This is a genomic window from Litorilinea aerophila, from assembly GCF_006569185.2.
GTDB classification, from domain to species: Bacteria; Chloroflexota; Anaerolineae; order Caldilineales; family Caldilineaceae; genus Litorilinea; species Litorilinea aerophila.
The window spans coordinates 37828-50002 of record NZ_VIGC02000039.1; the positions used below are offsets into that span (position 1 = coordinate 37828).

Annotated in this window: 8 protein-coding genes; 4 read left to right on the plus strand and 4 right to left on the minus strand. The window is 64.6% G+C overall.

The window, feature by feature from the left end:
* Positions 1-243 precede the first annotated feature (243 nt).
* Entirely contained in the window at positions 244-1596 is a 1353-nt protein-coding gene (gene mgtE / locus FKZ61_RS21390; protein WP_170200118.1) for a magnesium transporter, read from the plus strand.
* A 461-nt stretch (positions 1597-2057) separates the two neighbouring features.
* The gene (locus tag FKZ61_RS21395; protein WP_141612185.1) at positions 2058-3965 is read left to right on the plus strand and encodes an alkaline phosphatase family protein; all 1908 of its coding nucleotides are present in this window, start codon (positions 2058-2060) and stop codon (positions 3963-3965) included.
* A 388-nt stretch (positions 3966-4353) separates the two neighbouring features.
* Here the strand turns inward: FKZ61_RS21395 and FKZ61_RS21400 are convergent, their stop codons facing one another.
* Positions 4354-5451, minus strand: a complete 1098-nt coding sequence (locus FKZ61_RS21400) for a pyridoxal-phosphate-dependent aminotransferase family protein (RefSeq protein WP_141612186.1) — start codon at positions 5449-5451, stop codon at positions 4354-4356.
* 53 nt (positions 5452-5504) lie between these two features.
* Between FKZ61_RS21400 and FKZ61_RS21405 the strand changes: the two genes are divergently transcribed.
* Entirely contained in the window at positions 5505-7661 is a 2157-nt protein-coding gene (locus FKZ61_RS21405) for a PD-(D/E)XK nuclease family protein (protein WP_141612187.1), read from the plus strand.
* A 247-nt stretch (positions 7662-7908) separates the two neighbouring features.
* Here FKZ61_RS21405 and FKZ61_RS21410 read toward each other — a convergent pair whose 3' ends face one another.
* The 3 genes from FKZ61_RS21410 to modA are packed head-to-tail and all read right to left on the minus strand — an operon-like array spanning position 7909 to position 10586.
* A complete protein-coding gene (locus FKZ61_RS21410) occupies positions 7909-9096 on the minus strand; it encodes an ABC transporter ATP-binding protein (protein WP_141612188.1) in 1188 nt (395 codons plus the stop codon).
* Positions 9097-9102: 6 nt separating this feature from the next.
* Entirely contained in the window at positions 9103-9768 is a 666-nt protein-coding gene (gene modB / locus FKZ61_RS21415) for a molybdate ABC transporter permease subunit (RefSeq protein WP_141612189.1), read from the minus strand.
* Positions 9768-10586, minus strand: a complete 819-nt coding sequence (gene modA, locus FKZ61_RS21420; RefSeq protein WP_141612190.1) for a molybdate ABC transporter substrate-binding protein — start codon at positions 10584-10586, stop codon at positions 9768-9770. Before modA ends, modB begins: the two co-directional genes overlap by 1 nt.
* A gap of 428 nt (positions 10587-11014) precedes the next feature.
* Here modA and FKZ61_RS21425 point away from each other — a divergent pair, with 428 nt between their 5' ends.
* Positions 11015-12010 carry a hypothetical protein gene (locus FKZ61_RS21425; protein ID WP_211358679.1) on the plus strand — a complete coding sequence of 332 codons (996 nt, stop codon included), beginning with the start codon at positions 11015-11017 and terminating at the stop codon, positions 12008-12010.
* The last annotated feature ends 165 nt before the right edge of the window (positions 12011-12175 follow it).

Genomic DNA, 12175 nt, shown 5'->3' on the forward strand with positions numbered 1-12175 from the left:
TGTGCGTAGACCCTGCACCCGGCCTGCCTCGCCCCATCGCCTTCCTGGACGATTCTGCCACAGATGCATCTCCATAGGCGGACCTGCCCGGCCGTTCCAGACCGACGGCGGTGTTCGTCGAACGGGATCAAGGTCATCTGTGTCTGCCCGATGCTCACCTCGTGTCCATCGGTGGTCCTCCCTGCCCGGCCATCCGCCCTGTTGATAGGCTGTTGTAGGAACATTGGAAAGGAGGCAGAGATCATGGTGGATCCCATCAACATCGAAGATGCGCTGCAGCACATAGAGACCTTGCTGGCAGCCAACGACCTGGACAGTGCGGCGGAATTTCTCCGCAGCCTGCACCCGGCCGACAGCGCAGAGATCCTGAGTACCCTGGAGCCGGACATTCAGTCGGCCCTGGTGGCGCGGCTGCAGCCCACCGAGCTGGCCGAAGTGTTGGGCCAGATGGACGAGGACGACGCGGCGGAGGTGGTGCAGCACATGGATGTGTCCGCCCTGGCCGATGTGCTGGATGAAATGGAGCCGGACGTGGTGGCCGATCTGCTGGGGGAACTGGAGCCCGAAGCGGCCCACCAATTGCTCCAGGAGATGGACGAAGGGGAAGTGGTGGCGCCCCTCATGGCCTACCCGGAGGATTCCGCCGGCGGCATTATGAATGTGGCGCCACCGTGCCTGCGCCGTCATATGACGGTGGCCGAGGCGTTTCAATTTATCAAAGAGCATTATCAGGACGCAAACGAAATCTTTTATCTCTACGTGCTGGATCGCTACGGCCGCCTGATTGGGGTGGTCAACCTGCGGGCGCTCATTCTGGCCGAGCCGGAGCAGACCATCGAAGAGATCATGGACCGGGACGTGATTTCGGTGCGGGTGGATGCCGACCAGGAGGAGGTGGCCCAGCTTCTGGCCCGCTATGACCTGCTGGCCCTGCCGGTGGTGGATGCCGAGGACAAGCTGGTGGGCATCATCACTGTGGATGACGTGGTGGATGTGCTGGAAGAAGAGGCTACCGAGGACATCTACCGCCTGGCCCAGGTCAGCGAACACGCGGAGATCTTCAGCCCCATCACCCAGGCCATCCGCAACCGGCTGCCCTGGCTCTACATCAACCTGGGGACGGCCATCCTGGCCTCCAGCGTGGTCTCCCTCTTCGAGGAGACCATCGCCCAGGTAGCCCTGCTGGCGACCTTCATGCCCATTGTGGCCGGCCAGGGCGGCAACGCGGGCAACCAGAGTATGACCATCGTGGTTCGTTCCCTGGCCCTGGGGGAGATTGACGTGGACAGCGCGTGGAAGGCCCTGCGCCACGAGCTAATGCTTGGACTGATCCATGGCGTGCTCTTGGGCGTGACCATCGGCCTGATCGCCTGGTTCTGGAAAGGAAACCCCTGGCTGGGGGTCATCATCGGGCTGGCCATGCTGGCCAACCTGATCATCGCTGCCATCGTGGGGGTGCTGGTGCCCACCACCCTGAAACGGCTGAAGGTCGACCCGGCCCTGGCCTCCAGCGTCTTTGTGACCACAGCCACGGACGTCATGGGCTTTGCCATTTTCCTGGGCCTGGCCACCTATTTCCTGAACTGGCTGAGATGACCGTAGCAGGCAAATCTCAGGTCACCCCGATTCAGCGTCAAGGAGACAGAGCCGGCAGTCAAATGTCGGCTCTGTCCTTTCTGGGGCCAATCTGAGGATTTTGGCCTGAAATGAAATCAGCCCCCTGAACTTTCGCCCCTGAACTTTCGTCGGCTCTGGACATCTATCTCGGCCAACGCTATACTCGGAGCTATGGATCCCCATGTCAAAACAGCAAGATACTTAACGCCACGAACCATCAGCGTTCTTACCCTGCTGGTGGCCATAACACTCACTTTCATTGAGGAATTGGCGCCGGGGGACACCCGTCCCGTGGATAGTGCCCTCAGGAGCGACCACCTAAAGCCTGAAAGAAAAGGTGTGGACCAGTTGGTCCACACCTTTTCCCCTGTTTCCTCGTCTTCAGCCAGACCTCTCCATACACGAACTCATTTAACCAACACAGAAAGGATTTAGGAGTCATGGACAGCCCCGCCAAACGTGTCATCGTCATTGGGATGGACGGCGCCAGCATGGAAATTGTCCTCAACATGATGAACTGGGGACACATGCCCAACCTGGCTCGCCTGAAGGACCGCGGTGTCTACCGTCCCATGATCGGGGTATTCCCCACGTTGACGCCCCCTGGCTGGACCACCACGGCCACCGGCTCCTGGCCGGGCACCCACCAGGTGATGGATTTTAACATCCGTAAACTGGGCGGCAGACTGGACGAAACCGTTTGGGGGATCAATACGGGTCTCTCTCAATCCGAGTACCTCTGGAACACCCTGGAACGGGCCGGCAAGAAGCCCATCCTGGTCAAGTGGGAGATCTCATGGCCCCCAACAGTGACCCGAGGCGTTCAGGTGGAGGGAACCGGCCCAGGCGTCTCCAACCATCACCAGATCGCCGGTTACCACCTGTTTGTCGCCGGCAAATGGGCGCCCAGACCCATCGGCGGCCAACGAGATCCAGAAACCCTTGACCCCAGCGCCCTCCAAACCGTACGGGATATAGACCCTGTGACCATTCAAGATGCCGATGGCTGGACCAATCTACCCGATTCCCTCCGCCCCCCCAAGGAAGTGGCATTGCCCATCCGTCCTCTTGCCCGAGGCCGAGATATCATGCTCCGGGGCCGGGAAGGTGTCCCCCGAACCTTGTACGGACTAATTTATGCCACCAAGGAGGATGGCTACGACCGCCTTCGCATCTGCCGCAGCCGGGATGGCGCCGATAGCGTGGGCGAGTTAGGGGTCGGCCAGTGGACCGACTGGTGGCTCGATACGTTTACCATCGATGGTGAACCTGTCGAGGGATACGTACGCATGAAACTCATTACCCTCTCACCCACGGGGGATACACTTGAGCTTTTCGTCCCCCAGATCTGGCCCCGAGAAGGGTACACCCAGCCGGCAGAGGTCGCCCAAGCCATCGATGAACATGTGGGCAACTTCCTCCAAAACCCCGCCCGCGACGCCCTGGGCGTGGTCGACGACGATACCTACTTCGAGCTCCTGGATTTTCACCACCAACGCCTGGCCGATGTGGCAGAACATCTGACGGCAGATGGCTCCTGGGATGCCCTCTTCATTGAAACCCATGCTTCAGATTACGCCAGTCACTTCTTCTTGGGCCAGGCCCATGAATTCAGCGGCGCCGACGCGGCCACAGTCCAGCGCTGCCGCGATGGCCTGGCCCGCACCTACAAGTCCATCGACGACATGATCGGCCGAGTGGCCGCGCTGGCCGATGAAAACACCCTGATCGTCGTCGTCTCCGATCATGGAGGTACGCCCAATCAGTTTCAGGCCATCGACATTGCCCAGGTCCTGGAAGAGACCGGCTTCCTTGTCTACCGGGAAGGCCCAGATGGCCAGCGGGAGATCGACTGGAGCCGCACCCGGGCCGCCAATGTGGGTCTGGTTCACATCTTTATCAATCTGAAAGGGCGCGACGAAGGCGGTATTGTGGAACCGGAAGAGTACGAAGAAACCCAGCGTGCCATCATTGCGGCGCTCCATACCTACAAAGATCCTGAAACCGGACGGCATCCCTTTGCGCTGGCTCTGAGCAGGAGAGATGCCGAGATGCTGAACCTCTGGGGAGATCTGGTCGGAGACGTGGTGTACGCCCTGCGGCCCGAATTCGACGGCGCCCACGGCAAACAGCTCCCCACAGCCGTCCTGGGGATGGGTGGACAGCATTGCACCTTCATCATGTCAGGCGCCGGTGTCCGCCAGGGTGTAGCCCTGCAACGTCAGGTGCGTGCGGTGGATGTCGCGCCCACCATCTGCTACCTGCTGGGCATCCCCATGCCCAAACAGGTGGAAGGTGGCGTGGTCTACGAAGCCCTGGAGAATCCCGATTGGCACCTGGCCCGCTGACCGGCCATCTCAGAACCATTTTCGACCCTCTTTTCCGCACTTGACATCGACCTGGATCTATGAGATACTCTAGCCAGCTAGGCGCCTCAGCACAAATGTTCGAATCCCGCCGACGAGCATTGGGCCCCATGGGCGACCTGATGCCAGGTGGCTTAAGATCCAAGTAGCTTAAGATCGAGGCCAACGGGCGCCCAGCCTGGATTCGCTATCCTAATATAAAGGAGGTGATGCTAATGGATTCTAGTATCCGTATGCGTCCGGTAGCGTCACCTCAGGGGGACCTCCTTTAGGTTCAACGCTACCGGACACTCAACGAAGAAGGCCTGCACTTCGGTGCAGGCCTTCTTCGTTTGCGTCCCTGCTTGCCCCCGTCTGTGTGCCCAAGGGCCTACCCCCCGGCTGGCCCGGCCGCCAGTACCTCCGCCAGGACATCCATGCCCCGCTCTACCAGGGCCATGTCCGCCTGGCTACCCATGTGTCCAATCCGGAAGACCTGGCCGGCCAGGGGCCCATAGCTCCCTCCCACGGCCATGCCCCGCCGGCGCAGGGCCTGGTCCAGTTCGGGCCAGCTCCAGCCTTCGGGCACCCGAGCCGCGGTAACCGTGGGCGCGCAGATGGACTCCCGCCGGGGCCAGAGGGCCACGCCCATCTCCTGCAGGCGCCGCCGACAGACCGCGGCCACGGTGGCATGCCGCTCAAAGGCGGCCTCTAATCCTTCATTGAGCAGGCTATCTATGGCTACACGAAGGCCGGCCAGGGCGTGCCAGTTGTGGGTGTAGGGCAGGTACCGCTCGGCCACCGCCCGCCGCCACGGCTGCAGGGCATCATAGCCCGCATAGCCCACCTCCTCGATGGCCGCCCACGCCCGCTCGCTCACGGAGACCATGGCCAGGTCCGGCATCAGGCTCAACACTTTCTGGCTGCCCAATAGCCCCAGGTCGATCTGCCATTCGTCCACCCACACCGGCGTCCCCCCGGCACTGGCGACGAAATCCACGTAGAAGAGGGCATCTACCTCCCGGCAAATCTGTCCAATCTCCGCCAGGGGATTCAGCGTCCCGCTGGGCGTCTCGCAGTGGACCGCGGTGATCAGCCGGGGTCGAAAGCGCCGCGCGGCCTCCCGCACCTGGTCCGGATCCGCGACGTCGTCGTAGCCAAAGCCCACCGTCTCCACCTCGGCCCCGATCTGCCGGGCCATGTCGCCGATGCCGTAGCCGAAGACCCCCGTTGCCACGGCCAGCACCCGATCCCCCGGCCGTACCACACTCTTGAGCGCGCCCCACAGGGCCAGCATCCCCTCCCCAGAGAGGATGGCAATCTGGTTGCCCGTGGCCAGGATCTGACGTAGCCCCTCCTCGCAAGCCCGGTACAACTCGAAAAATTCGTCCTCCAGATCCGCGCTGCCGTAATCAACCTGGTAGGCAGCCCGCACTGCTTCCGGCACCGAGACCGGCCCCGGTACCAGTGGAATGTCATAGCGTTGCATAGCCCCGTCCCTTGGCTTTTGACTTTCTGCTGACAATGGAGTATCACTCTGGTATGAACCAGAATATTGTACCCGTCATCCAATCCGCCAACAAACTTTTCCTGAGCGGCCCCTTCGGAAGCGGCAAGACCACCCTGGCCATCCAGCGGATCCAGTGGCTGCTGCGCCAGGAGCGGGTCCGGGGCGACGACATCCTGGTGCTCGTCCCCCAGCGCACCCTGGCCCAGCCCTACTACCAGGCCCTTCGCCAGGCCCACATCCCCCCCGGCCCGCCAGTCCGGGTGACCACCCTGGCCGGCCTGGCCCGGGCTTCGGTGGAGCTCTACTGGCCCCTGCTGGCCGGTGAAGCCGGCTTTGCCGACCCCAGGCGGGAGCCCACCTTCCTGGATCTGGAGACCAGCCAGCACCACATGGCCCGTTTCATCGACGCGGCCCTCGAACAGGGCGACTTCGACGGCGTGCGGGTGGAGCGAAATCGCATCATCAGCCAGGTGCTGGACAACCTGAACAAGGCTGCGCTCCACGGCTTCTCCATCGACGAGGCCTACGACCGGCTGGAACTGGCTGTACCCGGGGGGGACCAGCGCACCGCCCGGCTGAACGCGCTGCGCGCGGCCCGGCGCATCAGCCACCAGTTCCGTCAGCTCTGCCTGGAGGCCACCCTTATTGACTTCAGCCTGCAGATCGTGCTCTTCAACCGTCACGTGCTGACCAACCCCTGGAGCCGGACCCACCTCTTCCGCAGCCACCAGCACCTCATCTTCGACAACGTGGAGGAGGACACCGCCGCCGCCCATCACCTGGTCCAGGAATGGCTGCCCTTCCTGGAGACCGCCCTGCTCATCTCCGACAGCGACGGCGGTTACCGCTTCTTCCTGGGCGCGGACCCCCAGGGCGCGGCCCGGCTGGCTGACCACTGCCCGGAGCAGATCACCCTGCACGAAAGCTATGTGATGTCCCCCGCGCTGGAGCGCCTGGCCGGGCAAGTGGAACAGGTCCTGCGGGGCCGCCGCCTGGCTCCCACAGCCAGCGCCCAGGGGATCCTCCAGGAAGAGGCGGAGTCGCAGGCTGCAGGCTCGGCCGCGCCCGCGCTGCTTCTACCCGAGGAGCCCCTGCGCTTCTACCCCCAGATGATCGGCTGGGTGGTGAAGCAGATCCGGCATCTGGTGGCAGAGGAAGGGGTGCCTCCCGGCGAGATCGCGATGCTGGCGCCCTTTGTCAGCGATGCCCTGCGCTTCAGCCTCCAACAGGCCCTGGGCGAGGCGGGCATCCCTTCCACCACCCACCGGCCCAGCCGAGCCCTGGAGGATGAACCGGCGGCCCGCTGCCTGCTCACCCTGGCCGCGCTGGCCCACCCCACCTGGGGGATCCGCCCCGCGCCGTCGGACGTGACCCAGGCCCTGGTGCTGGCCGTCTCTCGCCTGGATCCTGTGCGGGGACATTTGCTGAGCCGCATCGTCTACCCGGAACGGCGGGCGCGTATCGATCTGGGACGTTTTGGGGATCTGGTGCCGGAGATGCAGGAGCGGATCACCTACACCCTGGGCGAGGCGTACGACCGCCTGCGGGACTGGATCTACGCCTACCGGGCTTCGGGCGAGATCCTGCCCCTGGACCAGTTCTTCGCCCGCCTCTTCGGCGAGGTACTGAGCCAGCCGGGTTTCGGCTTCCACGAAGACCATGACGCGGCCCGGGTGGCCAATCAGCTGGTGCAGTCGGCCCGCAACTTCCGCTGGGCCATGGAGGAAAGCGCGCCCGATGGGCTGAACCCGGCCGAGATGGGGCGGGATTACCTGCACCTGGTGGAAAGCGGCGCCCTGGCCGCGCTCTACGTGCCGGGCTGGCGGGAGCCGGAGGATGCCGTCTTCCTGGCGCCGGCCTACACCTTTCTCATGCGCAACCGCGCGGTAGATGTCCAGTTCTGGCTGGATATCGGCTCCAGTGGATGGTGGGAACGGCTCTACCAGCCCCTGACCCACCCCTATGTGCTGCAGCCCGGCTGGCCCGCGGGCCGGACCTGGAGCGATTTCGACGAGTACACCACCCGACAGGAGACCCTGCGCCGCCTGTTGCTGGGGCTCATCCGGCGTACCCGGCGGCAGATCTACCTGAGCCCCAGCGACTACAGTGAAAGTGGCTTCGAACAGCGGGGCCCTCTCCTGAATCTGGTCAACCGCCTCCTGCTCCAGCTACGGGCCACGGAGGAATGAACCAGATCCACAGATGGGCATAGATGAAGGATCCATTTCGCAGGTCCGGCTTCCAGACCGGACCTGCGTCATCTGTAAAATTGTGATTTCTTCAGAGAGGCCATCGACGGATCCCTTTAAAAAACGAAAGTCCCGCTGCAATGTTAATTGCAACCGGGACTTTCATTTTGGATGCCGAAGAGGAGGGGCACATCGGCATCTGAACAACAGCGCACTTCCAGTATCGCCCCATAAAATTAAGCCTGGATTAAGCGCCCCTAAAACTTTTGTGAGAAGCAGTCCGGGCCCGAAGGGGTGGCGCCGGGGAAGGGGAGGGAGAGGAGGCCGTGGGATCCCCGACCTCGTCGGCAAAGACAAAGATGGCCTCAGGCTGAATGCTCACCTCCCACACCCTGTCCCGGGCAATGCCCAACCGCTCGTAGATATGGACGGGCAGCCGGATCTCCAGGTCGTAGACTCCTTCCTGGAGGCGCGCCGGACCTTCCAGCCGCAGGAACAGGGTACAGGTCATGCCGTCGCTCAGCTCGTCCACGATCTGTCCGCGGAAGCGGTTGAGCCGATGGCCCACGTCCACATCCTTGCGCAGGAGCATGATGCGCTCGGCCCGGATGGACAGGCTGACCTGCTTCCCCAGGGGGGCGGAAACGGGTGGGGTGAGCAGATGCAGCTGGCCCACCTGGAGCAGGCTCTGCCCATCCTGATGCGCCACCACCCTGCCGGTGAAGAAGTTGGTCCCTCCGGTCAGCTCGGCCACCCGGCGGCTGGCCGGTTGGTTGATAACCGTCTCCGGCGACGCCACCTGGAGCAGGCGTCCGGCCTCCATGACCGCCATCTGGTCGGCCAGCAGGTATGCCTCGGCCAGGTCGTGGGTGACCAGCAGCACCGGGATGTCCAGTTCGGCCCGCAGGCGCACCAGGTCCCGGCGCAGGGCCGCCCGGGTGGGGCTGTCCAGGGCCGAGAAGGGCTCATCCAGCAGCAGGACCCGGGGCCGGGTGACCAGGGCCCGGGCCAGGGCGACCCGCTGCTGCTGACCGCCGCTGAGCTCCTGGGGGCGTCGGTTTTCAAACCCGGCCAGGCCCACCTGGGCCAGCGCCTGCCGCACGATGGCTTCCTTCTCGGCCCGGGAATGGCCAACCAGGCCAAAGGCGATGTTTTGGGCTACGGAAAGGTGGGGAAAGAGCAGGTAATCCTGCATCACGTAGCCTACGTGGCGGCGCTGGGGCGGCAGGCAGATCCCCTGCGCCGTGTCCAACAGCACCCGGTCATGGAGCACAATACGGCCGGCGTCGGGCCGGGTCAGGCCGGCCACACAGGCCAGGGTCATGCTCTTGCCCGCGCCAGAGCGACCGAAGAGGGCCGTGATGCCCGCCGGCACCGTCAGCGCCAGGTTCAGGGTGAAGTGCTCCAGGCGTTTGCGCAGCTGCAGTTCCAGCATGGGCCGTCACCGCAACGCCCGGCCAGCCAGCCGCCGGGCCCCCATGAGCAGGGCCAGGGAGACCACCGTCATCACTGCCACCATCCAGTTGGCCTCCACCTGTCGGTTGGCCTGGACCAGGTCGTAGATGTAGATGGAGAGGGTCTGGGTGCGCCCGGGGATGTTGCCGGCCACCATGAGGGTGGCGCCGAAGTCGCCCAGGGCCCGGGCGAAGCTGAGCGCGCCCCCGGCCAGGATGCTGCGCCAGGCCAGGGGGAGGGTCACCCGCCAGAAGATGGCCCAGTTGGAGCGGCCCAGGGTGCGGGCCACGTCCTCCAGTCGGGCGTCCACGCTTTCAAAGCCGGCCCGGGCCGTCTGCACCAGGAGGGGGAAGGAGGCCACCGCGGCGGCCACCACCGCGCCCCGCCAGCTGAAGACCAGGGGCCAGCCCATGGCCGCCAGGGCGCGGCCCAGGGGGCTCTGGTTGCCCAGCAGCACCAGGAGGTAGTAGCCCAGCACCGTGGGCGGCAAGACCAGGGGCAGGGAAGTGATCTCCCCCAGGAGGGCCTTGCCCGGAAAGTCCCGCCGGGCCAGCAACCAGGCCAGGGGGATACCGGCCGCCAGCACCAGGGCCGTGGCCAGGGTGGCCACCCGCAGGGAGAGCCACAGGGGGAACCAGTCCACCGTCGCCATCAGAACTCCCCGGGCAGCAGGAAACCGTACTTTTTCATCACCGGCCGTCCCACGGGCCCATTGACAAACTCAATGAAGGCCCGGGCCGCCTCCGGATGGCGGCTGGACTTGATCACGGCCAGGGCCTGGTTGAGGGGGTTGTGGAGCTCTGCCGGCAGCAGGGTGTAGGTGACCTCCGGCACCTGGGCGATGGAGAGGGCCACGATGCCGGCCTGGGCGTCTCCGGTCTGGATGAACTGGAGGGCCTGGCGCACATTTTCGCCCAGGACCAGCTTCGGCTGAAGGGCTTCCCACAGCCCGGCCGACTGGAGGGCCTCCTGCGCGGCGACGCCGTAGGGCGCGTGGGCGGGGTTGGCGATGGCGACCCGGCTGATGGCCGGATCCAGCAGATCCGTCAGGGTGGTGGCCTCCACGCCGGCTTCCCGGTTTACGGCCAGCACGATGCGTCCCTGGGCGTAGAGCTGCCGGGTCTCCGGCAGGATGAGGCCCTGGGCGTCCAGCCGGTCGATGTAGGCCACGTTGGCCGCGGCCAGGATGTCGAAGGGCGCGCCATTTTCGATCTGGGCGGTGAGGTTACCGGTGGAGCCGAAGACGAAGGTTACCGGCTGGCCGGTCTCGGCCTGGAAGCGTTCGCCCAGTTCGGTGAAGGCGAACTGGAGGTCGGCCGCGGCGGCCACCAGCAGCTCGTCCCCGGCCGGGGGCGAAGCGGCTGGGGCGACGGCGGGCAGATCCTGCCCGGCGGAAACCCCGGCACAGGCGCTTAAGAGCCATACAAGACTGAAAGCCAGCAGAAGGGCCACGATGGGGGGCCGTCTCATGCGTTTCTCTCCGTGGTATTGGCGATGACGCTCATGGCTTAGCCTGAAAGTGTTCTCGCAAGGATTGGACCTCTTGCGCTGCTTCTTCCAGGGTTTCAGGGCCCAGGCGAGGCTGGATGCCATACTCCAACAAGATGTCCTTCATCATCTCCCTACATTTCCCGCTTCATCGATAAGTGGGATCCTATCGTATGTTCACCGACCAGGCCAATTGTAGCACAGGGCCCACGGCGACCATAGTAAATCCCGGCAGAAATTCGCCGATGGTCTCCACCGGAGGTCGTGCTGCCGAATTTCTGCCGTGGTATTTACGCCAGATTGCAATAGTACCCCAAGCCCTCACCGCACTGGGTCATGGCAGCGGTTCTACCGGCCCGCGCGCAGGCGCCGGTTTTGCCGGCGGCCGTCCTGGAGGTATACTCGTTGCCATGAACCGACCGATCCAATGGCCCTATACCCTTCTGCTGGCGATCCTGCTGGCCTGGCTGCCGATGACCGCCCACGCCGCCTCGGAGCCGTGCAGTCCGCCCAACGTCATCCCCGCGCCGGTCTGCGATTTCGACACCTTCCGGGGTAGCCCACCCCGCCAGATCCCCAACGGCTGGACCGAGTTTGTGCTGGAAGGGGACCCCACCTTCATGCAGGACGTGGACACCTTCTGGGGACCGCCCAGCCTGCGCATCTGGAGCAACGGCGGCACCTTCAAGGCCGGCATCTATACCCAGGTCCCGGTGACACCTGGCGCCGGCTACCGGGCCAGCATCGCCTGGGGCGCGCCCAACGCCCCCGATACCTTCGGCCGGCAACTGGGCATCGATCCCACCGGCGGCACCGACCCCACCAGCCCCACCGTGATCTGGGGCCCCATGCACTGGGGACCCGGTCGCATCCTCAACTACCCGCCGCCCGATGTCAATATCGACGTCAAGGCCCGGGCCGTAAACGACATCATCACTGTCTTCTTCCTGGTGGATCACCCCCGCTCCACCGGCGACAACCTGATTTTTGTGGACGCCATCGCCCTCTACCCGGATGAGAGCGCGCCCGCGGTGGAAGTGCCCCCCACGCCCACGCCCGAGCCGGTGGTGGTGGCTGCCGCCCTCCCGCCGACGGCGACGCCGGTGCCGCCCACACCCACCCCAACGGATACGCCCACGCCCACCGCGACACCCACGGCCACACCCTCCCCGACGCCCACACCGACCTCTACCGCCACGCCCACCCCCACGCCGACGCCCACCTGGACGCCCTGGCCCACAGCCACGCCGGAAGGTCCAGGCATCTCTTTGCAGGACGCGCAGGCACGCCTGAACCGATGGGCCACCCGGGCCCACCCGGATGTGCTGCTGGCCATTGGGCTGTTGGGGTTCGGCGGCGCTGGCTTGTTCGGCAGTTCGTGGTGGTGGTTGCGTCGGAGGAGGTAGGGGGTAGGGGGTAGACGGTAGACGGTAGACGGTAGTCAGTAGGTGTCGTACATCAGCACATCGTGACGGTTTTAGCGATGAAACCATCAGCACATCGTGACGCACATTGAAAACTGAATAACCATCAGCAGAACAGCAGGCCAACCTGTGTCTGGTTATCTCCTA

Bases quoted from the DNA above. Each gene is read 5' to 3' on its own strand.
- FKZ61_RS21400 (WP_141612186.1), bottom strand. From the start codon at position 5,451: ATGCAACGCTATGACATTCCACTGGTACCGGGGCCGGTCTCGGTGCCG.
- FKZ61_RS21425 (WP_211358679.1), top strand. From the start codon at position 11,015: ATGAACCGACCGATCCAATGGCCCTATACCCTTCTGCTGGCGATCCTG.
- FKZ61_RS21405 (WP_141612187.1), top strand. From the start codon at position 5,505: ATGAACCAGAATATTGTACCCGTCATCCAATCCGCCAACAAACTTTTC.
- FKZ61_RS21410 (WP_141612188.1), bottom strand. From the start codon at position 9,096: ATGCTGGAACTGCAGCTGCGCAAACGCCTGGAGCACTTCACCCTGAAC.
- modB (WP_141612189.1), bottom strand. From the start codon at position 9,768: ATGGCGACGGTGGACTGGTTCCCCCTGTGGCTCTCCCTGCGGGTGGCC.
- FKZ61_RS21395 (WP_141612185.1), top strand. From the start codon at position 2,058: ATGGACAGCCCCGCCAAACGTGTCATCGTCATTGGGATGGACGGCGCC.
- mgtE (WP_170200118.1), top strand. From the start codon at position 244: ATGGTGGATCCCATCAACATCGAAGATGCGCTGCAGCACATAGAGACC.
- modA (WP_141612190.1), bottom strand. From the start codon at position 10,586: ATGAGACGGCCCCCCATCGTGGCCCTTCTGCTGGCTTTCAGTCTTGTA.